Origin of the sequence: Pseudomonas sp. JAI120 (genome assembly GCF_014207255.1) — a bacterium.
Taxonomy (GTDB): domain Bacteria; phylum Pseudomonadota; class Gammaproteobacteria; order Pseudomonadales; family Pseudomonadaceae; genus Aquipseudomonas.
The window spans coordinates 1,116,638-1,140,295 of sequence record NZ_JACHCZ010000001.1 but is presented as its reverse complement, the minus strand read 5'-3'; the positions used below and the strand labels follow the sequence as shown (position 1 = coordinate 1,140,295).

Here is a 23,658-nt window from a genome sequence, read left to right as displayed (position 1 = left end):
GGGCTTTTTTTATCTGGGCGGCATCCAGGTGACGTCGGTGATGCCGTACTTCTCGGCCCATGGGCGCGTGGTTTTTTTCACCTGTTCATGACCAACCCGGCCGATACGACTGACATGCGCAATGTCAGCGTCAACGGCTGCCCAGTGCCACGCCTCGGCGTTGTTCATCACTTCGGCACGCACCACAAAGGACTTCGGTTGACCGTGCAGTTGGTAGTGGATGGTGTAGATTTTTGCGGTACTCATGTTGCCTCCCTGTCTTGTTATAGATGGATAGGGAACGGTTTAAAAAGGTTCACTCAAAATGACAATCTGCATGCTTGCGCGGCATAGTGACCCCTCCCTTCCGCGCCCAAGGATCGCGCCATGACCCTCCTGAACCACAGCCGTCTGTACCTGCAACGCCTGGGTTACGATTCGCCACCACCGCCCACCCTGCAGACCCTGCGGGATTTGCAACTGCGTCATGTGTGCACCTTCGCCTTTGAAAGCCTGTCGACCCTGCTGCGTCTGCCGGTGCCGATCGACTTGCGCAGCGTCGAGCAGAAAGTCCTGTTCGAGGGGCGGGGTGGGTATTGCTATGAGTTGAACCAGATGTTCCTGGCGCTGTTGCAAGAGTTGGGCTTTGATGCACGCGGCATTACCGGCCGGGTGGTGATGGGCGGGCCACCGGAGGCGCGCACGGCGCGTACCCATCGCCTGAGCCTGGTGACACTGGACGGCGTGCGTTACGTCACCGACGTCGGCTTTGGTGGCATGGTGCCCAGCAGTCCGTTGCAGTTGCACACACAAGCCGTTCAGGCCACGGCCCATGAGCCGTATCGCCTGGCGCTCAATGAGCAGGAGGGCAGCTACACCTTGTGGGCCGAGGTCGCGGGGGAATGGCGTGGCTTGTATGTGTTCGACCTGCAAGTGCAGGCAGACATCGACTACGAAATCGGTAACTGGTACGTCTCGACCCATCCAGGTTCGCCGTTCCTGGGCCAATTGAAAGTCGCACGCCTGGCAGCGGGCGAACGCCACACCTTGAACAACGCCCATTATGCGATTCACTACCTGGATCGGCCGAGTGACAAGCGCGTGATCCAGAGCGCCGACGAACTGCTGGGAGTGCTGGGCACTACTTTTGGGATTCGCGTGCCGGTTCACCCTCAGCTGGATTCAACCCTTGATGGCTTGGTAATGGCTGCCCGCCAGGAGTATTGATCTAGAGCCATCGCTGAACCGTTTTACCTCCAAGAGGGGGCAAATTTTTTCGAACCTTTGGTGCCAACCCGGGTTCGAAGCGTTTCCTGAATAATTTGCCCACCAGACAAGGAGATGTAAGCGATGTCCAAACTATTCGGAAACTTCCTCAAGCATTCCTCACTGCTGGCGCTCGTCGCCGCGCCAGCCGTGGTGTTCGCCGCACCGTCCACTGACCCGATTTCTACCTTTGGGATTCTGGGCAGCTACAACGACTTCAAGCTCGAAGGCGGTAGTGAAAGTGATAAGGACCACATGCCCGAAGCCGGCCTTTTCTACAACTTCGGCAACAAGCTCACCGCCGAGTCGGGCTTTATCTACCAGGCAGGCGTGGAAGCCAAGTACGGTAAAAAGAGTGATAACACACTCAAGGAAGGCCAGGCCGACCTGGATCTCGGCTGGCGTGCCGCGCTGGATGCGCACAACTTTGTCGACGTGATCGTTGGCGGCGGTTACAGCTGGACCCGCTATGAGCTGGACTCGAACGACTACGACATGGAACTCACCAACAAGTCGCCGTTCGCCAAGGCAGCCTTGGGCTACAACCATCAGTTCGATGACATGACGCTGCGTTTTGAAGCGGGTGCGCGTCGCACCCTTGATGGTCGTACGAAGCTCAAGGTGGACGGCGTGGGCAGCGATACCGTAGACCTCAAGGACCGCACCAACCCTTACGCCGAAGTCAGCCTGCTGATGAACCAGAAGGGCGACCTGCCGGTGATGGCGGGCCTTTACTACACCCGCACCGAATACAAGCTAGACGGTGATTCCGAAGTGGCCGATAACACTCGGCTCAAGCGGGATGAGTACGGGGTCAAGGTAGGCATCGCGTTTTAACGCGGTTGCAACGTAAAACGCCCCGAACATTCGGGGCGTTTTTTTTGAGCTATTGCAGGTCAGCCCAGAACGCAAAAACGGCGCCCGAAGGCGCCGTTTCTGTTGACTCACATACCGCTAAGCGATCAAACCCCCAGCACCGCGTGCTGCACCAGGGTGAGCAACGGTTGTGGGTACACGCCGAGGAAGAAGGCGAGCAGGGCGATAGCCAGCAGCATCACGCCACCGGCTTTCTGTTCCCAGTGCAGCTCGGCATCCACACGGCGCAGGTTTGGCTCGATCAGGTACAGGGTGACCATCACGCGCAGGTAGTAGAACACGCCGATGGCACTGCCCAGCACCAGGGACGCAACCAGCCACCACTCGTGGGCTTCGACACCGGTAGCGACGATGTAGAACTTGCCGATGAAACCTGCAGTCAGCGGGATACCGGCCAGGGACAGCATCATCACGGTGAGTACGGCGGTCAGGTACGGACGGCGCCAGAACAGGCCGCGGTATTCGTACAGGGCGTCGGCGTCACGGCCTTTATAAGGCGAGGACATCAGCGTGATCACGCCGAACGCGCCGAGGCTGGTGATCACGTAGGTGACCAGGTACACGCCGATGGCTTCCACGGCCAGGCCTTTGCTCGCCACCAGGGCGATCAGCAGGTAGCCGAAGTGAGCGATGGACGAGTAACCCAGCAGACGCTTGAGGTTGTTCTGGGTCAGCGCCAGCAGGTTGCCGAACAGGATCGACGCGATGGCAATCACGGTCAGCACGTTGCTCAGCACGCCGGTGTTGGCGGCAGGCGAGATCTGGAACAGACGCACCATCACCGCAAACACAGCGACCTTGGACGCGGTCGCCAGGAACGCCGCCACCGGCGCCGGGGCGCCTTCGTACACGTCCGGGGTCCACAGGTGGAACGGCACCAGGGAGAGCTTGAACGCCAGGCCGATCAGCATCATCGCCAGGCCCAGTTGGGCAATCGGCGCGGGGCTGTTGGTGGCCGCCAGGGCGTGACCGATACCGGTGAAGCTCAGGCTGCCGGCTTCGGCGTAGAGCAGGGCCATACCGAACAACAGGAACGCGGAACCGGCGGCCGACAGCACCATGTACTTGATGCCGGCTTCCAGGGAACGCTTGTTGAAGAAGGCGTAGGCCACCAGGCCGTAGGTCGGGATCGACAGCAGTTCCAGGCCGATGAACAAGCCGGCCAGGTGCTGAGCGCTGACCAGCACGATACCGCCGGCCGCAGCCAGCAGGATCAGCAGGTACAGCTCTTCGCGGTTGCCCGGGTAGCCGGTGCCGCCTTCGCCGAGGTAGGCGTGGGCGAGGGTGACGCAGGCGAGGGTGGCGACGAGGATCAGCGCGATATACAGCAGCGCGAAGTCATCGACCATCATCAGCGGGGTCACCGCCAGTGGCGCGACCTTGAGTGCCGGGATAATCGACAGCAAGGCCAGGTTCAAACCGGCACAGGACAGCAGGAACGTTTGTGAATGATTGCGGCGCCAGGCGATCGCCAGCATCACCACCACGATGGTGAGGCTGGTGATCAGCAGCGGCGCAAGCGCGATAAAGTGTTGGATCGTGAATTCCATAGCGCTCTTACCGGGCCGAAGCGAGTTGAGAGAAGGCGGTGCCGAACCACTGCTGCACGCCATGCATCGTTGCGGCAGAAGTGTCCAGGAACGGCTGCGGGTATACGCCGATGTAGATCAGCAATACCGCCAGGCCGAGCACCATGATCAGTTCGCGAGCATCCATCCCTTTCAGGACGGCGTCGGACTTGGCCGGGCCGAAGTAGGCGCGGTGGATCATGATCAGCGAGTAGACCGAACCGAATACCAGGCCGGAAGTAGCAATGGCACTGATCCACGGCGTTTGCACGAAGGCACCCATCAGGATCAGGAACTCGCCGATGAAGTTACCGGTACCCGGCAGGCCCAGGGAGGCGGCGGCAAAGAACAGGCTGATCGCCGGCAGGTACGCAATGCGCGACCACACGCCGCCCATCTCACGCATGTCACGGGTGTGCAGGCGCTCGTACAACTGGCCACTCAGGATAAACAGTGCGGCGGCGGAGACACCGTGGGCCAACATCTGGATCACTGCACCCTGCAACGCCAGCTGGCTGCCGGAGTAGATGCCGATCAGTACGAAGCCCATGTGGGAAACGGACGAGAAGGCAATCAGACGCTTGATGTCGGTTTGCGCGAACGCCAGGAACGCACCGTAGAAGATCCCGATCAGACCGAGGGTCATGGCAATCGGCGCGAACTCGGCCGAGGCATTCGGGAACAGCGGCAGGGCGAAACGCAGCAGGCCGTAGGCCGCCGTCTTCAGCAGGATACCGGCCAGGTCCACGGAACCGGCGGTCGGCGCCTGGGCGTGAGCGTCAGGCAGCCAGGAGTGGAACGGCACCACCGGCAGCTTCACCGCGAAGGCGATGAAGAAGCCCAGCATCAGGATGTACTCGGTGGTCAGGGACATCTTGGTTTTCAACAGGTCGGCGTAGTTGAAGGTAATCACGCCCGTGCTGTTGAAGTTGACCAGTACCAGGCCCAGGATCGCCACCAACATGATCAGGCCGGAAGCCTGGGTGAAGATGAAGAACTTGGTCGCCGCGTAGATCCGGGTTTTCTTGCCGTCCGAAGAACTGTGACCCCAGAGCGCGATGAGGAAGTACATCGGCACCAGCATCATTTCCCAGAAGAAGAAGAACATGAACAGGTCGAGGGCGAGGAACACGCCGACCACGCCGCCCAGGATCCACATCAGGTTCAGGTGGAAGAAGCCCACGTGACGCTGGATCTCTTTCCAGGAGCAGAGTACCGAGAGGATACCCAGCAGGCCGGTCAGCAGGATCATCAACAGCGACAGGCCATCGAGGGCCAGGTGCACGTTGATGCCGAAGCGCTGGATCCACACGTGCTTGAATTCAAGCGCGAACGTTGGATCGACACCCGGTGCCGGAGCAAATGAATAGTCGCCATGGGCCCACAGCCAGAGGCCGAGTGCGAGTTCCAGGGACATGGTCAGCAACGCAATCCAGCGGGGGAGGGTGGCGCCGAAGCGTTCACCCATCCAGCAGAGCAGGCCGCCGATAAAGGGGATCAGGATTAGCCAGGGCAGAATCATGACGGGCTCGTTTCCTTTCGCAAGTTCGCAAAGTTCATATCAGACCGCTACCACAACGATGGCGCCGATCACCAGCACGGCACCGGCCGCCATGGAAGCTGCATACCAACGCAATTGGCCAGTCTCGGTACGGCTCAGGGCGGTGTGACCGCCTTTGGCCGCGCGCGGGATCAAACCGATGGTCTGGTCGAGCGGGTCTTTACGCAGCACGTGACTGATGGCCAGGTATGGCTTGACGAACAGTTTGTCGTAGATCCAGTCGAAGCCCCAGGCCGCGAACCACCAGGCCGAGAGGAAACGGCCGATGCCACTGTTGGCCACGGCGGTCACGAAGCGACGCTTGCCGAGGAACAGCATGGCCGCCAGCAGGATACCGGCGATGGCAATGGCGCCCGAGGCGATTTCCAGGCTGTGCTTGGCGGCGCCGCCGGCATGGCCGGCGCTTTCCGGCAGTACACCGGCCAGTGGCGGGGTGATCAGGGCGCCGATGAAGGTCGACAGGATGATCAGCACCGACAGTGGCAACCAGTGGGAGATGCCGTGGCCTGCGTGTGCTTCGGTCTTGGCTTCACCGTGGAAGGTGATGAAGATCAGGCGGAAGGTGTACAGCGAGGTCATGAACGCACCCACCAGGCCTGCGTACAGCAGGTTCTGGTTACCGCTGGCAAAGGCTTCCCAGAGGATTTCGTCCTTGGAGTAGAAACCGGCGGTCACCAGCGGCAGGGCGGCCAGGGCGGCACCACCGACGATGAAGCTGGCGTAGGCCAGTGGCAGTTTCTTCCACAGGCCGCCCATCTTGAAGATGTTCTGCTCGTGGTGGCAGGCCACGATCACCGCACCGGAGGCCAGGAACAGCAGGGCCTTGAAGAAGGCGTGGGTCATCAGGTGGAAGATCGCCGCGTCCCAGGCGCCGACGCCCAGGGCCAGGAACATGTAGCCGATCTGGCTCATGGTCGAGTAGGCGAGGATACGCTTGATGTCGGTCTGCACCAGCGCGGCGAAGCCGGCCAGTACCAGGGTCACGCCGCCGACGATGCCCACCAGGTGCAGGATGTCCGGCGCCAGGGTGAACAGGCCGTGGGTACGGGCGATCAGGTAGACACCGGCGGTAACCATGGTTGCGGCGTGGATCAGTGCCGACACCGGGGTAGGACCGGCCATCGCATCCGCCAGCCAGGTTTGCAGCGGCAGTTGCGCGGATTTACCCACGGCGCCGCCCAGCAGCATCAGGGTCGCCAGGGTGATCCAGAAGTCGCCGACCTGGAATTTCTGCGGTGCCAGCACCAGCAGTTCCTGGATGTTCAGCGTGCCCACCTGTTGGAACAGGATGAACAGGCCGATGGCCATGAACACGTCGCCGATCCGGGTGACGATAAATGCCTTGAGTGCCGCGTTACCGTTGTTGCGGTTGCTGTAGTAGAAACCGATCAACAGGTACGAGCACAGGCCCACGCCTTCCCAACCGAAGTACAGGAACAACAGGTTATCGCCGAGCACCAGGAACAGCATGCTGGCGATAAACAGGTTGGTGTACGAGAAGAAGCGCGAGTAGCCCGCTTCACCGCGCATGTACCAGGACGCGAACAGGTGGATCAGGAAGCCCACGCCGACGACCACGCCGAGCATGGTGATCGACAGGCCGTCGACGTAGAGGGCGAAGTTGGGCTTGAAGCCTTCCACCGACATCCACTGCCACAGCACCAGGGTGTAGTGACCACCTTCCGGCGGCGCCACGTTGAATTGCCAGATGACGTAGGCGGCGACAATGGTCGACAGGCCAATGGAGCCCACACCGATCAGGGCCGAAAGGTTTTCCGACCAGCGTCCGCGAGAGAACGACAGCAGCAGGAAACCGATCAGGGGAAATACGAAAGTCAGAAAGATCATGTTCATCCGCGCATCTCACTGGCAGCGTCGATATCAAGCGTGTGGAAGCGACGATACAGTTGCAGCAGGATCGCCAGGCCGATACTGGCCTCGGCGGCTGCCAGGCTGATCACCAGGATGAACATCACTTGTCCATCCGGCTGGCCCCAACGTGCACCTGCAACGATGAACGCCAGTGCCGCAGCGTTCATCATGATTTCCAGGCTCATCAACACGAACAGAATGTTACGGCGAACCATCAGGCCGACCAGGCCAAGGCAGAACAGGATGCCGGCGACCGCCAGACCATGCTCCAAAGGGATAGCAGGCATCGTCATTGCTCCTTGGCTTCGTTACGGCCCAAGTGGAAGGCGGTGATGGCTGCGGCGAGCAGCAGCATCGAAGCCAGTTCGACCACCAGCAGGTACGGGCCGAACAGGCTGATGCCCACGGCTTTCGCGTCCACGGTGGTGTGGCCGATGGCCTGGCCGCTCTGGTGAGCGAACAGCACATACAGCAGTTCACCCAGCAGCAGCGCTGCGAGGACAACCGGGCCGAGCCAGATGCCGGGCTTGAGCCAGACGCGTTCCTGGGCGACCGAGGCCGGCCCGAGGTTGAGCATCATCACCACAAACACGAACAGCACCATGATGGCGCCGGCGTAGGCGATCACTTCGAGCACACCGGCGAACGGCGCGCCGAGGCTGAAGAAGGTCATGGCCACGGCGATCAGCGAAATGATCAGGTAGAGCAGGGCGTGCACGGGGTTGGTGTTGGTGATCACGCGAAGCGTGGACACCACTGCAATACCCGATGCGAAATAGAAAGCGAATTCCATCTTTCTTCCTTAAGGCAGCAAGCTCTTCACGTTGATCGGCTCGGCTTCGTTTTGTGCGGCGCCTTTCGGCTTACCGGCAACGGCCATACCTGCAACACGATAGAAGTTGTAATCAGGGTTTTTACCGGGACCAGAGATCAGCAGATCTTCTTTCTCGTACACCAGGTCCTGACGTTTGAACTCGGCCATCTCGAAATCCGGTGTGAGCTGGATCGCGGTGGTCGGGCAAGCTTCCTCGCAGAGGCCGCAGAAAATGCAGCGCGAGAAGTTGATGCGGAAGAAGTCCGGGTACCAGCGACCGTCTTCGGTTTCAGCTTTCTGCAGGGAGATGCAACCCACCGGGCACGCCACGGCGCACAGGTTGCAGGCCACGCAACGCTCTTCGCCATCGGGGTCGCGGGTCAGTACGATGCGGCCGCGATAGCGCGGCGGCAGGTACACCGCTTCTTCCGGGTATTGCAGGGTGTCGCGCTTGCGGAAGCCATGGCCGAAAACCATCACCAGGCTTCGCAACTGGGTACCGGTACCCTTAACGATGTCGCCAATATATTTGAACATGGGTCAAATCCTCACTGAACCGCGCCCGCTGGCGTGTTCAACAACACAACGGCAGCAGTCACCAGCAAATTGATCAGGGTCAGCGGCAGGCAGAAACGCCAGCTGAAATCCATCACCTGGTCATACCGTGGACGCGGAATGGAAGCGCGCAGCAGGATAAACAGCATGATGAAGAACGCGGTCTTCAGGAAGAACCAGAAGAACGCCAGCTGCGGCAGGATGCCGAATGGACCGTGCCAGCCGCCGAAGAACAGCGTGACCAGCAGGGCCGAGATCAAGATGATGCCGATGTACTCACCGACGAAGAACATGCCCCATTTCATACCGGCGTATTCAATGTGGTAACCGTCGGCCAGTTCCTGTTCCGCTTCCGGCTGGTCGAACGGGTGACGGTGAGTCACGGCGACGCCGGCGATGAAGAAGGTACAGAAGCCGAAGAACTGCGGAATGATGAACCACAGGTTCTGCGCCTGGTACTCGACGATGTCGCGCATGTTGAACGAGCCGACCTGCACCACGATGCCCATCAGCGCGAGGCCCATGAACACTTCGTAGGACACGGTCTGGGCCGAGGCCCGCAAGCTGCCCAGCAGGGCGAACTTGTTGTTGCTCGACCAGCCGGCGAACAGCACCGCGTAGACCGACAGGCCAGCCATGGCGAAGAAGAACAGCAGGCCGATGTTCAGGTCCGCCACGCCCCAGGTCGGGGTAATCGGGATGACTGCGAACGCGATCAGCAAGGCGCTCATGGCCACGACCGGTGCCAGGGTGAAGATCACCTTGTCGGCAAACGGCGGGGTCCAGTCTTCCTTGAAGAACATCTTCAGCATGTCGGCAGCGATCTGGAACATACCGAACGGGCCAACGCGGTTCGGACCGTAACGGTCCTGCCACCAGCCCAGCAGGCGACGTTCGACGAAGCTGAGCAGGGCGCCTGCGACGACCACGGCCAACAGGATCACGATGGCCTTGACGACCGAGATGATCACGTCGATCACTTCAGGGGTGAACCAGGTCATTGCGCTGCCTCCTGCAGACCGTCAACGGTTTTGCCAAAGATCGCAGGCGGGATACCGGCGAGGCCTTTAGGCAGTGCAACCAGGCCGGCACCCAACGCTTCGTTGATGCGCAGCGGCAGACGCAGGGTCTGGCCGGCCACGGTCACGCTGAGCAGGGCACCGTCGTTGACGCCCAGGCGGTCGGCTTCGGACTTGGCCAAGGACACGTAGGCTTCGGGAATGCGCTCTTGTACCGGCGCGGCCTTGGAAGAGGTCTCTTCGCTGCCGAACAGGTGGAAGAGCGGCACAACCTGCCAGGTGCCCTGGGCCGGGTTGAATGGGCGCGGGACCGCAGCGAACCAGTTCAGCGCGTCGCCCTGGGGTTCGATCAGGCGGGTGCCCGGGTCGCCGGCGCGGATATGCCCACCGACTTCGTCCTGGAACTTGTTCCAGGCCTGCGGCGAGTTCCAGCCCGGCGACCAGGCAAACGGCACCTGCTGACGTGGCTCGACCGAACCCGAGTAACCTTCCATGGAGAAGGCGAACGCGGTGTCGTTGTCTTGCGGGGTACGCGGTTCGTGCACGCTGATGTCGGCGCGCATGGCGGTACGACCGGAGTAACGCAGCGGCTCACGGGCGAGCTTCATGCCCTTGATGCGGAACGCGGCGGACGGTGCGGCGTCGACGATACGCGCCAACTGCGGCGCGCTCGCGGCGGCTGCGGCGGTGACGTGGTCGAGCTGGGTCCAGTCGATCGGCTGGTTCAGCAGGGTCGCGCGCAGGGCATGCAGCCAGCGCCAGCCTTCGTGAACCAGGATGCTGGCGTCCATGTACTTCGGATCGAACACCTGGAAGAAGCGCTGGGCGCGGCCTTCCTGGCTGACCAGGGTACCGTCGCCTTCGGCGAAGGTGGCGGCTGGCAGCACCAGGTCGGCACGGTCGCTGGTGGCGGTCTTCTGGTGGTCGGCGACAATCAGGACCTTGGCGGCGTTCAGCGCAGCGTCAACCTTGGCGGCATCGGTGCGGGTGTACAGGTCGTTTTCCAGCACCACGATCGCATCGGCAGTGCCCTCGATCACGGTTTGCAGGGCCGCGTCCAGGGACTCGCCACCGAGCATGGCCAGGCCGAGGCTGTTGGCTTCCGGCACCACCAGGCTGATGGAGCCGTTCTTGTCGCGCAGCTTCAAGGCCTTGGCGATGTTGGCGGCGGCTTCGATCAATGCCTTGGAACCCAACGAGGTACCGGCAATGATCAATGGACGCTTGGCTGCCAGCAGGGCGTCGGCGATGCGTTGGGCCAATTCGACGGCTTCAGTGTCCAGTCCTTCAACCGCTGGTGCGCTGGCGTCGAGGGCGTGGGCCACGGCGAAACCGAGGCGCGCCAGGTCGTCCGGTGCAGCGTGGACGCATTCTTCGGCGATGTCGTCGAGCTTGGTTTCAGCGAGGCTTGCGATAAACAGCGGGTTCAGCGCGTGCTGGCCGATGTTTTTCACCGCAGCGTCGAGCCAAGGCTGTACGCGCATGGCGTCGGCCATGTCTTCAGCCTTGCCTTTGACCGATTGACGCAGGGACAGCGCGATACGCGCGGCGGTCTGGGTCAGGTCTTCACCGAGCACGAAGATGGCATCGTGGTCTTCGATGTCGCGCATGTTCGGCACCGGCAGCGGGCTGTCGTTCAGCACCTGCAGGACCAGGCGAATGCGCTCCAGCTCACTGGCTTCGATACCGGAGTAGAAGTGCTCGGCACCCACCAGCTCGCGCAACGCGTAGTTGCTTTCGAGGCTGGCGCGGGGCGAACCGATACCGACGATGTTGCGGCCGCGCAGCAGGTCGGCGGCTTTATCCAGCGCCGCGTCCAGGCTCAGCTTGGCGCCATCGGCCAGCAGTGGCTGGCGTGGGCGGTCTTCGCGGTTGACGTAGCCATAGCCGAAACGGCCACGGTCGCACAGGAAGTACTGGTTGACCGAACCGTTGAAGCGGTTTTCGATGCGACGCAGTTCGCCGTAGCGCTCGCCGGGGGAGATGTTGCAACCGCTCGAGCAGCCATGGCAGATGCTTGGCGAGAACTGCATGTCCCACTTACGGTTGTAGCGCTCGGAGTGAGTCTTGTCGGTGAACACACCGGTCGGGCAGACCTCGGTGAGGTTGCCGGAGAACTCGCTTTCGAGCACGCCGTCTTCAACGCGACCGAAGTACACGTTGTCGTGGGCGCCGAATACGCCGAGGTCGGTGCCGCCGGCGTAGTCTTTATAGAAGCGTACGCAGCGGTAGCAGGCGATGCAGCGGTTCATCTCGTGGGAAATGAACGGGCCCAGTTGCTGGTTCTGGTGGGTACGCTTGGTGAAGCGATAACGGCGCTCGTTGTGGCCGGTCATCACCGTCATGTCTTGCAGGTGGCAGTGACCGCCTTCCTCACAGACCGGGCAGTCGTGGGGGTGGTTGGTCATCAGCCATTCGACAACGCTGGCGCGGAACGCCTTGGATTCATTATCGTCGATGGAGATCCAGGTGTTGTCGGTGGCTGGGGTCATGCAGGACATGACGATACGACCACGGGTGTCGTTTTCGTCGGTGTACTGCTTGACCGCACACTGGCGACAGGCACCGACGCTACCAAGCGCGGGGTGCCAGCAGAAATAAGGGATGTCGAGGCCTAGTGACAGACACGCCTGTAACAGGTTGTCCGCCCCATCGACTTCGAGCGCTTTGCCGTCTACGTGGATAGTGGCCATGGTTCAAAGTTCTTCGTTGGCCCGTTGTCAGCGGGCGTGGCTAATGGAATCTTGTTGTTCATGTGCATCTACACAGCCTTGACGGCGTCAGCACATGAGAAAGCGAAGGGCACGGACCCTTCGCTTTTTAAGCGTTACGCGCCGACTACGATCGGCCTTGCCAGAGGCGGGACGGCGGCGCTGGTAGGCGCGATGCCGGCTTCGAACTCCGAGCGGAAGTATTTGATTGCGCTGCCCAATGGCTCCACGGCGCCCGGTGCGTGAGCACAGAAGGTCTTGCCTGGGCCGAGGAAACCGACCAGCCCCAGCAGGGTCTCGATGTCACCCTCGCGGCCTTCGCCATTTTCCAGGGCCATCAGCAGCTTGACGCTCCACGGCAGGCCGTCGCGGCATGGGGTGCAGAAGCCGCAGGATTCACGGGCAAAGAACTGCTCCATGTTGCGCAGCAGCGAGACCATGTTCACGGTGTTGTCCACCGCCATCGCCAGGCCGGTACCCATCCGGGTGCCCACCTTGCCGATGCCGCCGGCATACATCTGTGCGTCAAGATGCTCGGGGAGCAGGAAGCCGGTGCCGGCGCCGCCTGGCTGCCAGGCCTTGAGGGTGTAGCCGTCGCGCATGCCGCCGGCGTAGTCCTCGAACAGCTCGCGTGCGGTCACGCCGAATGGCAGTTCCCACAGGCCAGGGTTCTTGACCTTACCGGAGAAGCCCATGAGCTTGGTGCCCATGTCTTCGCTGCCTTCGCGGGCCAACGATTTGTACCAGTCCACGCCGTCGGCGATGATCGCCGGCACGTTGCACAGGGTCTCGACGTTGTTCACGCAGGTCGGCTTGCCCCACACGCCCACGGCGGCAGGGAAGGGCGGCTTGGAACGCGGGTTGGCGCGGCGGCCTTCGAGGGAGTTGATCAGTGCGGTTTCTTCACCGCAGATGTAACGCCCGGCGCCGGTGTGCACGAACAGTTCGAAGTCAAAACCCGAACCGAGGATGTTCTTGCCCAACAGGCCTGCGGCCTTGGCTTCTGCCACGGCACGGTTGAGGTGCTTGGCGGCGGTGGTGTATTCGCCGCGCAGGAAGATGTAGCCACGGTAGGTTTTCAGCGCGCGGGCGCTGATCAGCATGCCTTCGATCAGCAGATGGGGCAGTTGCTCCATCAGCATGCGGTCTTTCCAGGTGTTGGGTTCCATTTCATCCGCGTTGCACAGCAGGTAGCGGATGTTGATGGACTCGTCTTTGGGCATCAGGCCCCACTTCACGCCCGTGGGGAAGCCTGCACCGCCGCGACCCTTGAGGCCGGCGTCCTTCACGGTCTGGACGATGTCGTCCTGGGCCATGTCGGCGAAGGCCTTGCGCGCAGCGGCGTAACCGTTCTTGGCCTGGTACTCGTCGAGCCATACCGGCTCGCCGTCGTCACGCAGGCGCCAGGTCAGCGGGTGGGTTTCGGCCGAACGCTTGATCAGGTTGGCCGGGCCGAAGGAAGTCAGGGTCATGGGTAGCCCTCGAGCAATTGGGTCACGCCAGCAGGCTGCACGTCACCGAATGTGTCGTCGTCGATCATCAACGCCGGCGCCTTGTCGCAGTTGCCCAGGCAGCACACCGGCAGCAGCGTGAAGCGGCCGTCCGGGGTGGTTTGGCCGAGGCCGATGCCCAGCGTGTTCTGGATCTCGCTGACCACTGATTCGTGGCCACCGATGTAGCAGACCATGCTGTCGCACACGCGAATGATGTGACGGCCGACCGGCTGGCGGAAGATCTGGCTGTAGAACGTCGCCACGCCTTCAACGTCGCTGGCGGGGATGCCGAGGATCTCGCCGATGGCGTAGAGGGCGCCGTCCGGCACCCAGCCACGTTCCTTCTGGACGATCTTCAAGGCTTCGATCGACGCCGCGCGCGGGTCTTCGTAGTGATGCAGCTCGTGCTCGATGGCCGAGCGCTCGGTTTCACTCAGGGTGAAACGGTCTGTCTGGATAAGCGTGCTGTTCATGCTTAGCGGTCCACGTCGGCCATAACGAAATCGATACTACCCAGGTACGCAATCAAGTCCGCGACCATCTCGCCTTTGATCACCGAAGGGATCTGCTGCAAGTGGGCGAAGCTTGGGGTACGAATCCGGGTGCGGTAGCTCATGGTGCCGCCATCGCTCGTCAGGTAATAACTGTTGATACCCTTGGTCGCTTCGATCATCTGGAAGGATTCGTTGGCCGGCATTACCGGACCCCACGAAACCTGCAGGAAGTGCGTGATCAGGGTTTCGATGTGCTGCAGCGTGCGCTCTTTCGGCGGCGGCGTCGTCAGCGGGTGATCCGCCTTGTACGGGCCGGCCGGCATGTTGCGCATGCACTGCTCGATGATCTTCAGGCTCTGGCGCATTTCTTCGACGCGCACGATGCAACGGTCGTAGGCGTCGCCATTGGCCGCCAGCGGGACTTCGAACTCGAAGTTCTCGTAGCCGGAATAGGGGCGCGCTTTACGCAGGTCGAAGTCGCAACCGGTCGAACGCAGGCCGGCACCGGTGACGCCCCATTCCAGGGCCTCTTTGGTGTTGTAGGCGGCAACGCCGATGGTCCGACCCTTGAGGATGCTGTTGTCCAGGGCGGCTTTCTGGTACTCGTCCAGGCGCTTGGGCATCCAGTCGATGAATTCCTTGACCAGGCGTTCCCAGCCATTCGGCAGGTCGTGGGCGACACCGCCGATGCGGTACCAGGCCGGGTGCAGGCGGAAACCGGTGATGGCTTCGATGACCTTGTAGGCGCGCTGACGGTCGGTGAAGGTGAAGAACACCGGGGTCATGGCGCCGACGTCCTGGATATAGGTACCCAGGAACAGCAGGTGGCTGGTGATCCGGAAGAACTCGGCCATCATGATGCGTATGGTGTCGACGCGGTCCGGGACCTTGATGCCGGCCAGCTTCTCGACCGATAGCACGTACGGCAGGTTGTTCATCACGCCGCCGAGGTAGTCGATACGGTCGGTGTACGGGATGAAGCTGTGCCACGACTGGCGCTCGGCCATCTTCTCGGCACCACGGTGGTGGTAGCCGATGTCCGGTACGCAGTCGACGATTTCTTCGCCGTCCAGCTGAAGGATGATGCGGAAGGCACCGTGAGCCGAAGGGTGGTTCGGGCCCAGGTTGAGGAACATGTAGTCCTCGTTGGTGCCGGAACGCTTCATGCCCCAGTCTTCCGGACGGAAGCGCGCGGCCTCTTCTTCAAGTTGCTGCTTGGCGAGGTTGAGGCTGAACGGGTCGAATTCGGTGGCGCGGGCAGGGAAGTCCTTGCGCAGCGGGTGACCTTCCCACGTTGGCGGCATCATGATGCGCGTCAGGTGCGGGTGGCCCGGGAAGTCGATACCGAACATGTCCCAGACTTCGCGCTCGTACCAGCTGGCGTTGGGCCAGATACCGGTCACGGTCGGGATGCTCAGGTCGCTCTCGGACAGTGCGACCTTGATCATCACGTCGCTGTTACGTTCCAGCGACATCAGGTGATAGAACACGGTGAAATCGGCGCCGCTCGGCAGGCCTTGGCGCTTGGTGCGCAGGCGCTCGTCCACGCCATGCAGGTCATAGAGCATGACGTACGGCTTGGGCAGGTTGCGCAGGAAGGTCAGGACTTCGACGAGCTTGGCGCGCGCCACCCACAGCACCGGCATACCGGTGCGTGTGGCCTGGGCGGTGAAGGCGTCAGGGCCAAAACGGTTATTGAGTTCGACGACCACATCCTGGTCGTCTGCCTTATAAGGCGGGATGTACAGAGCACTGCCTGTAGTCATGGTTTTTTATCGCTTTCGGTCAACGTAAAGAATGAAGCCAGGTTTTCGTTCTATAAAAGAAGCGGTGCTGGATCAGACTTCGTCGGGGCTGCGCAGGTTGGTGACTGCGATTCGCTGTTCGCGGCGCTGTTCCTTTTGCGACGGCATCTCGGCGCGGTACACGCCTTGATCGCCGACGACCCAGGAAAGCGGGCGACGCTCCTTGCCAATCGATTCCTGCAACAGCATCAAGCCTTGCAGGAATGCTTCGGGGCGGGGCGGGCAGCCAGGCACGTAGACGTCCACGGGCAGGAACTTGTCCACCCCTTGAACCACGGAGTAGATGTCGTACATGCCACCGGAGTTGGCGCACGAACCCATGGAGATAACCCACTTTGGCTCGAGCATTTGCTCGTAGAGACGCTGAATGATCGGCGCCATCTTGATAAAGCAGGTACCGGCGATAACCATGAAATCCGCCTGGCGCGGCGATGCCCGGATAACTTCGGCGCCAAAGCGTGCGATGTCGTGGGGCGCCGTGAAGGCGGTGGTCATTTCCACGTAGCAGCACGAAAGACCGAAGTTGTACGGCCACAGGGAGTTCTTACGTCCCCAGTTGACCGCGCCACTCAGCACGTCTTCCAGCTTGCCCATGTAGATGTTTTTGTGGACTTGGTCTTCTAACGGATCGGAAACGGTTTCCCGTTCGCCGATGGGGTACTGCTCGTTAGGAGCATCCGGGTCGATCCTGGTGAGATTGTATTGCATCGCCAAAGCCTCATTGTTTCAGCTTCGCTTGCCGCTTACGACGAGCTTCCGGAGCCCAATCAAGGGCGCCCACTCGAAATAGGTAGACAAGGCCTGCCAACAGAATTGCTATGAAAACGAGAGCTTCGACGAATCCGGTCCAGCCGCTTTCGCGGACGGACACAGACCAGGCAAAGAGAAAGAGGGCTTCGATATCGAAGATCACGAAGAGCATCGCGACCAGATAGAATTTGGCTGAGAGCCGCAAGCGGGCGCCACCTGTAGGCAGCATGCCGGATTCAAACGGTTCATTCTTGCTGCGGCCCCAGGCTTTTGACCCGAGGAGGCTGGAAACACCGAGCATGAAGGCGCAAAGGCCGACAACACCGAGGAGGAAAATGGCAAAGCCCCAGTTGTGGGCCATGAGTCCTGTCGCTTCGGTCATGCTGGAAATCCTTAACAGAGAGCAAAGGTCTCTGAGCTCGAAAAAGTAACGATGCAGTGACGATATGTCGCACTGCAATCAATCGCGGTGATTTTATGGCTAAACACCGGGCAAGTAAAATTCCTAGGGCGAAATTATTCGATGGAATAAGCACATAGTGCACCTTCTTGGGGCTGTAGCCCTTGCGGGGCGGGCATTAGCGGGCATTTTATCAAATGTGTTTTGTTTAACCAGTAACGAAGTTTTTATGCGCCAAATGATAATGAATATTGTTTGCGTGGGGTTTAAGCGATTGTTTCTCATGCAGCGGAGTAAGTTGCCGTTACTTGCCTGATTAGCGCTAGTTGTTGGAGCGGATCTTTTAACCGATTTATCTGCAACGAATAGCGCTCTGGATCAAGGTTTTGGACAAAATCTTCAGGTTGCATGCGTTCCCTTGTGGGAGGAGGCTTGTAAAGGATGTCTCCGGTTTCAAACGTAAAGGATGTCTCCGGTCTGTACCGGGGCAAGACCCTTCCCACATTTTGCCCTTTTGCCCTTATTGAATCAGTGAGATGCGTACCGGCAAAAAAACGCCCCGAACCAGTCGGGGCGTGATTGTCGTGCGGCACTGCGGTTAGCTCTTTAACGGGTCCGCAGTGGCCGTGTACTCACATCGATCAGTGGAACTGCTCTTCTTCGGTCGAGCCGGTCAGCGCGGTCACGGACGAGGTGCCGCCCTGGATCACGGTGGTCATGTCGTCGAAGTAGCCGGTGCCCACTTCCTGCTGGTGGGCCACGAAGGTGTAGCCCTTGGCGGCGTCAGCGAATTCCTGCTCCTGCAGCTTCACGTAGGCGGTCATGTCGTTGCGGGCGTAGTCGTGCGCCAGGTTGAACATGCTGTGCCACATGTTGTGAATGCCGGCCAGGGTGATGAACTGGTGCTTGTAGCCCATGGCGGACAGTTCGCGCTGGAACTTGGCAATGGTTGCGTCGTCCAGGTTTTTCTTCCAGTTGAAGGAAGGCGAGCAGTTGTAGGACAGCAGTTGGTCCGGGTATTCCTTCTTGATCGCTTCAGCAAAGCGACGCGCTTCGTCCAGGTCCGGCTTGGCGGTTTCGCACCAGATCAGGTCGGCGTACGGCGCGTAGGCCAGGCCGCGGGCGATGGCCTGGTCGAGACCGGCGCGCACTTTGTAGAAACCTTCCTGGGTGCGTTCGCCCGTCACGAACGGTTGGTCGTACGGGTCGCAGTCCGAAGTCAGCAGGTCCGCAGCGTTGGCGTCGGTACGGGCCAGGATGATGGTCGGCGTGCCGGCAACGTCAGCCGCCAGGCGGGCAGCGGTCAGTTTCTGCACGGCTTCCTGGGTCGGTACCAGTACCTTGCCGCCCATGTGGCCGCATTTCTTCACCGAAGCCAGTTGGTCTTCGAAGTGCACGCCGGCAGCGCCAGCTTCAATCATGCTTTTCATCAGCTCGTAGGCGTTCAGTACGCCACCGAAACCGGCTTCGGCGTCGGCCACGATTGGCGCGAAGTAGTCGATGTAGCCTTCGTCGCCCGGGCCTTTACCGGCTTTCCACTGGATCTGGTCGGCACGACGGAACGAGTTGTTGATGCGCTTGACCACGGTCGGCACGGAGTCCACCGGGTACAGCGATTGGTCGGGGTACATGGATTCAGCGGAATTGTTGTCCGCTGCCACTTGCCAGCCGGACAGGTAGATCGCCTGGATACCGGCTTTCACCTGTTGGACTGCCTGGCCGCCAGTGAGGGCGCCCATGCAGTTGACGAAATCTTTCTCGGGGCGGAAGGACGGCTTGGCACCTTGGGTGACCAGCTTCCACAGCTTCTCGGCGCCGAGTTTTGCAAAGGTGTGCTCAGGTTGAACCGAGCCACGCAGGCGGACGACGTCAGCAGCGGAATAAGCGCGGGTTACGCCTTTCCAGCGTGGGTTTTCAGCCCAGTCTTTCTCGAGGGCTGCAATTTGCTGTTCGCGTGTCAGTGCCATGGGGGAAAACCTCGTCGCATAGGTCTAGGTGGAAAATTCCATTTGCCAGCCACGTAGTGAATGCGTGGTTATGGCTGCTCGCTGACCAGAAGCTCAGGTGTTCAAGTTGAGTTCGACGGGGTAGGCGACGGGATGAACGACGGCTCAAGGGGGGGAGTTGAGCAGGTAAGGGCGAACTGCGAACGGTCTTCGGGCGTCGTGGGCCTTTGTACGATCCATCAGTGTGTAGCCGGGTTACCTGGTTAGCTTCCGTCCCTCGGGACAACTTCGTTCCAGTCGCAACCTCGTCAAACACGCCTTGTGGGCGGTACAGACACGAATCGGCTCGGGTGGGTAGCTTGGAGCGTCGATCCGAAGGCCCTTGCCAGGGCCCCTGATTAGCGGGAGCGAGGCCATCATGCCCATGCTTTTTTGGATCGTCAAATGTTTTGTAGTGCTTTTTTTGTGGCACTACATCTTTAGTCTAATACGACTCATCAGTCAGTTTTTGGTGCTTCAGTTCAGGGTGTCGACCTTAACCCGCAACGTCAGGTCATCACGGCCCTGGGTAGAGTAGCTGCGGGTTGTAGAGGATTTATCGGCCTGGGTCTCGCGGTTGATGCCGGCCAGGGGGATCCATTCGCCAAGGCGCCCGCTGACGCTTGTGTCGGTACTTTGCACATTCACTACATCGGGACGTTCCTGGCTCATGCGGTCACGGTTGGTACTGATCGCCAAATGTACGGTCTCGCCGGTGACGCTGGCGGTGACGTAGAAGCCCTGGGTGACGTTGCGGTACTGGGTCTGGTTCTGCGGGCGACCGTAGGCGTCGGGCTGGGTCGTGGTCAGTGGCACGCTCTGGCCGAACTGGATCAGCGCAGGCACGCCTTCGCTGGCCTGGATCTGCTGGATGCCGCCGTCGCGGCTGGCGGTGCCGTAGCTGATGATGCGGGTCTGGCTGTCGCCGCTGTTCTGCTGGTTATTTTCGTTGGTGTCCACGGTGATCAGCAGGCGCTTGGCCGGTGTGTCCAGTTGGGCGAGCAGCGCGCGCAGGTCCTGGATCTTGCCGGGGGCGGCGTTGACAATTAGCTGGTTGCCGTAGGCGCTGACGGTGCCGTCCTTGCCGATGAAATTCTGCGCCACGGGGAGCAGGTCGGTGCTGGTGCGGTTGCTCAGGTTGACGACTTCGGTGTCGGCCATGGCCGAGCAACTGGCAGTCAGGAGGAGGGCGGTGAGCAGGGTGCGTAGGGACATGTCCGTTATCTCTGCGAGTCATTTAGGCTTGATAGTGCCAGTTTGTCGGCCTGGGAGGTCGCAATTTGAATCGTAGACGGCAAAATGCCCTGGCATGGCAGGGCATTGTTGGTGTTGCTGAAATAGCCATCGGGGGCAAGCCCCCTCCCACATTTTGACCGAGTACATCCTTGGGGATGCGGTCAAGTGTGGGAGGGGGCTTGCCCCCGATGGCAGCGACGCGGTCTCGAATCAGCCCCCGCGCACCATATCGACATGGGGAATCCCGACTTCCAGGAATTCCTCGCTGACGATCTTGAAGCCCAGTCGCTCATAGAACGGCGCCGCATACACCTGCGCACTCAGGAACTGCTTGGTCTGGCCACGTTGCTCGGCCACGCCAATCACCGCTTCCATCAGCTTGTCGCCGACCTTCAGTCCGCGCCAGTCCTTGAGCACCGACACACGGCCGATCTCGCCGCTGGGTAGCAGGCGCGCGGTGCCAATCGGAAAGTCGCCTTCGAATGCAAGGAAATGCACCGCGTCTGCGTCGTCCGCGTCCCACTCCAGTTCAGGTGGGACCGATTGTTCAGCGATAAATACCGCTTCACGAATGCGCCGAATCTCGGCGATATCCTTATGCCAGTCCGCGACACTTACGTGAATCTTATTCATCAGCAAACCCCAGGCTTCCTTGCTTGACCAGCTCGCACAGCAGGTCGCGGGCGTCTTCGTCCAACAGCCATTCGCCGAGGTTTTCGGCGTGCAGTGCATCGGCGGCGCAGACCAGTTTCAGCAGCTCGCGCAGTTTGCCTGGCAGGTAGCGGCTCTGGCCGCTGGCGAACAGCAATACGTCATCGTCGACTTCCGACCAGGCCATGCGCGCGCTTGGATTGCGCACCAGGATCGCGCCGTCTTGCAGGCTGCTGATGAAGTCGTCTTCGCCCAGTTCTTCGCCCGCCACCATTTCCGGGTAGCGCGGTTCGGTCATGAATTGGCCGAACCAGGTCAGCAGCATGCGCTCGTCGCTCATGTGCTCGGCCAGCAGGCTCTTGAGGCGGTCGAGGGCGTCGCTTTGGATCTGGTGCGGGTCGCTGACCGGCTGCGCGTCGGCGTCGGTGTAGCGCTCTTCGTCGGTCAGGTACTGGGCGAGGAAGTCGGTGAAGTGGGTCAGTACTTCAGCGGCGCTTGGTGCGCGAAAGCCCACCGAGTACGTCATGCAGTCATCTTCGGCGATGCCGAAATGCGCCAGGCGCGGCGGCAGGTAGAGCATGTCGCCCGGTTCCAGCACCCATTCGGCGCTTTCTTCGAATTCGGCGAGGATGCGCAGGTCGGCGTGTGGCAGCAGCGGGCTTTCGGAGCTGCACATCTGGCCGATCTTCCAGTTGCGCTTGCCCTGGGCTTGCAGCAGGAATACGTCGTAGTTGTCGAAGTGCGGGCCTACGCTGCCGCCGGGTGCGGCAAAGCTGATCATCACGTCATCGATGCGCCAGCTTGGCAGGAAGCGGAACTGCTCCAGCAGCTCGGCCACTTCTGGGACGAACTGGTCGACCGCCTGTACCAGCAGGGTCCACTCGCGCTCAGGCAAGGTGCTGAAGGCGTCTTCGGCGAACGGGCCGCGGCGCAGTTCCCACGGGCGTTCGCCGTGTTCGATCACCAGGCGCGATTCGACTTCTTCTTCCAGGGCCAGGCCGGCGAGTTCGTCGGCGTCGATCGGGCTTTCGAAGTCAGGGATCGCCTGGCGAATCAGCAGCGGTTTTTTCTGCCAGTAGTCGCGCAGGAATTCCCGTGCCGTGATGCCGCCCAGAAGTTGAAGAGGGATGTCAGAATTCATGTGTAACCTATTGAAAAAAAGCACTTTTCAGACTGGAATAAAAACGCCCGGCGCGGCCGGGCGTCTCAAGGGGGCTAGCGCGAATCAGATGCGCTTGGCTTGCTCTACAGCGTTGCCGATGTAGTTGGCCGGGGTGAGCAGCTTGAGCTCGGCCTTGGCCGCGGCTGGCATGTCCAGGCCGTCGATGAAAGTTTGCAGTGCTTCAGGGCTGATGCCCTTGCCACGGGTCAACTCTTTCAGCTTCTCGTAAGGGTTTTCGATGTTATAGCGGCGCATCACGGTCTGGATCGGCTCCGCCAGCACTTCCCAGCAGGCGTCCAGGTCAGCGGCGATTTTCTGCGCGTTGAGCTCCAGTTTGCTTATGCCCTTGAGGCTGGCTTCGTACGCGATCACGCTGTGGGCAAAGCCCACGCCGAGGTTGCGCAGTACGGTGGAGTCGGTCAGGTCGCGCTGCCAGCGGGAGATCGGCAACTTGCTGGCCAGGTGCTGGAACAGGGCGTTGGCGATGCCGAGGTTGCCTTCGGAGTTTTCGAAGTCGATCGGGTTGACCTTGTGCGGCATGGTCGACGAACCGATTTCACCGGCAATGGTGCGCTGCTTGAAGTAACCCAGGGAGATGTAGCCCCAGATATCGCGATCGAAGTCGATCAGGATGGTGTTGAAGCGCGCAATGGCGTCAAACAGCTCGGCGATGTAGTCGTGCGGTTCGATCTGCGTGGTGTACGGGTTGAAGCCCAGGCCCAGCTCGTCTTCGATGAAGGCGCGGGCGTTGGCTTCCCAGTCGATCTCAGGGTAGGCCGACAGGTGGGCGTTGTAGTTGCCGACGGCGCCGTTGATCTTGCCCAGCAGTGGGACTGCGGCGACTTGAGCGATCTGGCGCTCCAGGCGGTACACCACGTTGGCGAGTTCTTTGCCCAGGGTGGTCGGCGACGCCGGCTGGCCGTGGGTACGCGACAGCATCGGCACGTCGGCGAAGCGGATGGCCAGCTCACGGATGGCTTCAGCGGTCTGGCGCATCAGCGGCAGCATCACGTCATCACGGCCTTCGCGCAGCATCAGGGCGTGGGACAGGTTGTTGATGTCCTCGCTGGTGCAGGCAAAGTGGATGAATTCGCTGACCTGGGCCAGTTCCGGCAGCTTGGCCGCCTGCTCCTTGAGCAGGTATTCGATGGCTTTGACGTCGTGGTTGGTGGTGCGCTCGATCTCTTTCACACGCTCGGCGTGCTCCAGGGAGAAGTTCTCCGCCAGGGTGTTGAGCACAGCGTTGGCTTCGGCGGAGAACGCCGGCACTTCGCTGATGGCGGGGTGAGCGGCCAGGCGCTGGAGCCAGCGCACTTCAACCAATACACGAGCACGGATCAGGCCGTATTCGCTGAAAATAGGGCGCAGGGCCTGGGTTTTGCCGGCGTAGCGGCCGTCAACAGGGGAAACCGCAGTGAGCGAAGAGAGCTGCATGGGGTGTTCTCGGACAGTCGGGCAACG

General features: G+C 61.0%; 21 protein-coding genes. 2 read left to right on the top strand and 19 right to left on the bottom strand.

Going from position 1 to position 23,658, the window contains the following annotated elements:
• Positions 1–9: 9 nt before the first annotated feature.
• Entirely contained in the window at positions 10–246 is a 237-nt protein-coding gene (locus HDC32_RS05255) for a DUF6555 family protein (protein WP_027606320.1), read from the bottom strand.
• A gap of 120 nt (positions 247–366) precedes the next feature.
• On the opposite strand from HDC32_RS05255, the gene HDC32_RS05250 reads away from it, so the two are divergent.
• Together HDC32_RS05250 and HDC32_RS05245 are read left to right on the top strand one after the other, a co-directional pair.
• On the top strand, positions 367–1,206 hold the full coding sequence (locus HDC32_RS05250) for an arylamine N-acetyltransferase (RefSeq protein WP_184742775.1): 840 nt from the start codon (positions 367–369) through the stop codon (positions 1,204–1,206).
• 123 nt (positions 1,207–1,329) lie between these two features.
• Entirely contained in the window at positions 1,330–2,082 is a 753-nt protein-coding gene (locus tag HDC32_RS05245) for an outer membrane beta-barrel protein (protein WP_184742773.1), read from the top strand.
• Positions 2,083–2,207: 125 nt separating this feature from the next.
• On the opposite strand, the gene nuoN is transcribed toward HDC32_RS05245, so the two are convergent.
• From nuoN to purB, 18 genes are all read right to left on the bottom strand, one after another.
• A complete protein-coding gene (nuoN, locus tag HDC32_RS05240) occupies positions 2,208–3,671 on the bottom strand; it encodes an NADH-quinone oxidoreductase subunit NuoN (RefSeq protein WP_003174731.1) in 1,464 nt (487 codons plus the stop codon).
• A gap of 7 nt (positions 3,672–3,678) precedes the next feature.
• Positions 3,679–5,211: an NADH-quinone oxidoreductase subunit M gene (nuoM, locus tag HDC32_RS05235; RefSeq protein ID WP_048728604.1), complete on the bottom strand. Its 1,533-nt coding sequence runs from the start codon at positions 5,209–5,211 to the stop codon at positions 3,679–3,681.
• A gap of 39 nt (positions 5,212–5,250) precedes the next feature.
• On the bottom strand, positions 5,251–7,104 hold the full coding sequence (gene nuoL / locus HDC32_RS05230) for an NADH-quinone oxidoreductase subunit L (protein WP_184742771.1): 1,854 nt from the start codon (positions 7,102–7,104) through the stop codon (positions 5,251–5,253).
• On the bottom strand, positions 7,101–7,409 hold the full coding sequence (nuoK, locus tag HDC32_RS05225; RefSeq protein WP_003174727.1) for an NADH-quinone oxidoreductase subunit NuoK: 309 nt from the start codon (positions 7,407–7,409) through the stop codon (positions 7,101–7,103). Before nuoK ends, nuoL begins: the two co-directional genes overlap by 4 nt.
• Before the next feature lie 2 nt (positions 7,410–7,411).
• The gene (gene nuoJ, locus HDC32_RS05220; RefSeq protein ID WP_003174726.1) at positions 7,412–7,915 is read right to left on the bottom strand and encodes an NADH-quinone oxidoreductase subunit J; all 504 of its coding nucleotides are present in this window, start codon (positions 7,913–7,915) and stop codon (positions 7,412–7,414) included.
• Positions 7,916–7,924: 9 nt separating this feature from the next.
• A complete protein-coding gene (gene nuoI / locus HDC32_RS05215; RefSeq protein ID WP_003174725.1) occupies positions 7,925–8,473 on the bottom strand; it encodes an NADH-quinone oxidoreductase subunit NuoI in 549 nt (182 codons plus the stop codon).
• Between the two features lie 11 nt (positions 8,474–8,484).
• Positions 8,485–9,492 (bottom strand): NADH-quinone oxidoreductase subunit NuoH, encoded by a 1,008-nt coding sequence (gene nuoH / locus HDC32_RS05210; RefSeq protein ID WP_057721782.1) that lies wholly within the window; start codon positions 9,490–9,492, stop codon positions 8,485–8,487.
• Complete coding sequence (gene nuoG / locus HDC32_RS05205) at positions 9,489–12,203, bottom strand: NADH-quinone oxidoreductase subunit NuoG (protein ID WP_184742769.1); 2,715 nt, start codon at positions 12,201–12,203, stop codon at positions 9,489–9,491. The genes nuoH and nuoG overlap by 4 nt, the downstream gene beginning before the upstream one ends.
• 134 nt (positions 12,204–12,337) lie before the next feature.
• On the bottom strand, positions 12,338–13,693 hold the full coding sequence (nuoF, locus tag HDC32_RS05200) for an NADH-quinone oxidoreductase subunit NuoF (protein ID WP_027606325.1): 1,356 nt from the start codon (positions 13,691–13,693) through the stop codon (positions 12,338–12,340).
• Positions 13,690–14,187 carry an NADH-quinone oxidoreductase subunit NuoE gene (gene nuoE, locus HDC32_RS05195; RefSeq protein ID WP_127880709.1) on the bottom strand — a complete coding sequence of 166 codons (498 nt, stop codon included), beginning with the start codon at positions 14,185–14,187 and terminating at the stop codon, positions 13,690–13,692. The genes nuoF and nuoE overlap by 4 nt, the downstream gene beginning before the upstream one ends.
• Before the next feature lie 2 nt (positions 14,188–14,189).
• Positions 14,190–15,974 carry an NADH-quinone oxidoreductase subunit C/D gene (gene nuoC / locus HDC32_RS05190; protein WP_090402815.1) on the bottom strand — a complete coding sequence of 595 codons (1,785 nt, stop codon included), beginning with the start codon at positions 15,972–15,974 and terminating at the stop codon, positions 14,190–14,192.
• A 72-nt stretch (positions 15,975–16,046) separates the two neighbouring features.
• Positions 16,047–16,721, bottom strand: coding sequence for a NuoB/complex I 20 kDa subunit family protein (locus HDC32_RS05185; RefSeq protein WP_003174719.1), 675 nt, complete (start codon positions 16,719–16,721; stop codon positions 16,047–16,049).
• Between the two features lie 10 nt (positions 16,722–16,731).
• Positions 16,732–17,145, bottom strand: coding sequence for an NADH-quinone oxidoreductase subunit A (locus HDC32_RS05180; protein ID WP_003219575.1), 414 nt, complete (start codon positions 17,143–17,145; stop codon positions 16,732–16,734).
• A 659-nt stretch (positions 17,146–17,804) separates the two neighbouring features.
• Complete coding sequence (aceA, locus tag HDC32_RS05175; RefSeq protein ID WP_003219577.1) at positions 17,805–19,130, bottom strand: isocitrate lyase; 1,326 nt, start codon at positions 19,128–19,130, stop codon at positions 17,805–17,807.
• A 495-nt stretch (positions 19,131–19,625) separates the two neighbouring features.
• A complete protein-coding gene (locus tag HDC32_RS05170) occupies positions 19,626–20,363 on the bottom strand; it encodes a secretin N-terminal domain-containing protein (protein ID WP_184742767.1) in 738 nt (245 codons plus the stop codon).
• Between the two features lie 231 nt (positions 20,364–20,594).
• On the bottom strand, positions 20,595–21,017 hold the full coding sequence (locus HDC32_RS05165; RefSeq protein WP_131698064.1) for a GNAT family N-acetyltransferase: 423 nt from the start codon (positions 21,015–21,017) through the stop codon (positions 20,595–20,597).
• Positions 21,010–22,176 (bottom strand): cupin domain-containing protein, encoded by a 1,167-nt coding sequence (locus HDC32_RS05160; protein ID WP_184742765.1) that lies wholly within the window; start codon positions 22,174–22,176, stop codon positions 21,010–21,012. The genes HDC32_RS05165 and HDC32_RS05160 overlap by 8 nt, the downstream gene beginning before the upstream one ends.
• A gap of 84 nt (positions 22,177–22,260) precedes the next feature.
• Positions 22,261–23,631, bottom strand: coding sequence for an adenylosuccinate lyase (purB, locus tag HDC32_RS05155; RefSeq protein ID WP_032889684.1), 1,371 nt, complete (start codon positions 23,629–23,631; stop codon positions 22,261–22,263).
• Positions 23,632–23,658 lie beyond the last annotated feature (27 nt).

Bases quoted from the DNA above. Each gene is read 5' to 3' on its own strand.
- nuoJ (WP_003174726.1), bottom strand. From the start codon at position 7,915: ATGGAATTCGCTTTCTATTTCGCATCGGGTATTGCAGTGGTGTCCACG.
- HDC32_RS05250 (WP_184742775.1), top strand. From the start codon at position 367: ATGACCCTCCTGAACCACAGCCGTCTGTACCTGCAACGCCTGGGTTAC.
- nuoC (WP_090402815.1), bottom strand. From the start codon at position 15,974: ATGACTACAGGCAGTGCTCTGTACATCCCGCCTTATAAGGCAGACGAC.
- HDC32_RS05180 (WP_003219575.1), bottom strand. From the start codon at position 17,145: ATGACCGAAGCGACAGGACTCATGGCCCACAACTGGGGCTTTGCCATT.
- nuoL (WP_184742771.1), bottom strand. From the start codon at position 7,104: ATGAACATGATCTTTCTGACTTTCGTATTTCCCCTGATCGGTTTCCTG.
- HDC32_RS05185 (WP_003174719.1), bottom strand. From the start codon at position 16,721: ATGCAATACAATCTCACCAGGATCGACCCGGATGCTCCTAACGAGCAG.
- HDC32_RS05245 (WP_184742773.1), top strand. From the start codon at position 1,330: ATGTCCAAACTATTCGGAAACTTCCTCAAGCATTCCTCACTGCTGGCG.
- HDC32_RS05170 (WP_184742767.1), bottom strand. From the start codon at position 20,363: ATGTCCCTACGCACCCTGCTCACCGCCCTCCTCCTGACTGCCAGTTGC.
- HDC32_RS05160 (WP_184742765.1), bottom strand. From the start codon at position 22,176: ATGAATTCTGACATCCCTCTTCAACTTCTGGGCGGCATCACGGCACGG.
- nuoK (WP_003174727.1), bottom strand. From the start codon at position 7,409: ATGCCTGCTATCCCTTTGGAGCATGGTCTGGCGGTCGCCGGCATCCTG.
- nuoG (WP_184742769.1), bottom strand. From the start codon at position 12,203: ATGGCCACTATCCACGTAGACGGCAAAGCGCTCGAAGTCGATGGGGCG.
- nuoI (WP_003174725.1), bottom strand. From the start codon at position 8,473: ATGTTCAAATATATTGGCGACATCGTTAAGGGTACCGGTACCCAGTTG.
- nuoM (WP_048728604.1), bottom strand. From the start codon at position 5,211: ATGATTCTGCCCTGGCTAATCCTGATCCCCTTTATCGGCGGCCTGCTC.
- nuoH (WP_057721782.1), bottom strand. From the start codon at position 9,492: ATGACCTGGTTCACCCCTGAAGTGATCGACGTGATCATCTCGGTCGTC.
- purB (WP_032889684.1), bottom strand. From the start codon at position 23,631: ATGCAGCTCTCTTCGCTCACTGCGGTTTCCCCTGTTGACGGCCGCTAC.
- HDC32_RS05255 (WP_027606320.1), bottom strand. From the start codon at position 246: ATGAGTACCGCAAAAATCTACACCATCCACTACCAACTGCACGGTCAA.
- nuoF (WP_027606325.1), bottom strand. From the start codon at position 13,693: ATGACCCTGACTTCCTTCGGCCCGGCCAACCTGATCAAGCGTTCGGCC.
- nuoE (WP_127880709.1), bottom strand. From the start codon at position 14,187: ATGAACAGCACGCTTATCCAGACAGACCGTTTCACCCTGAGTGAAACC.
- HDC32_RS05165 (WP_131698064.1), bottom strand. From the start codon at position 21,017: ATGAATAAGATTCACGTAAGTGTCGCGGACTGGCATAAGGATATCGCC.
- nuoN (WP_003174731.1), bottom strand. From the start codon at position 3,671: ATGGAATTCACGATCCAACACTTTATCGCGCTTGCGCCGCTGCTGATC.
- aceA (WP_003219577.1), bottom strand. From the start codon at position 19,130: ATGGCACTGACACGCGAACAGCAAATTGCAGCCCTCGAGAAAGACTGG.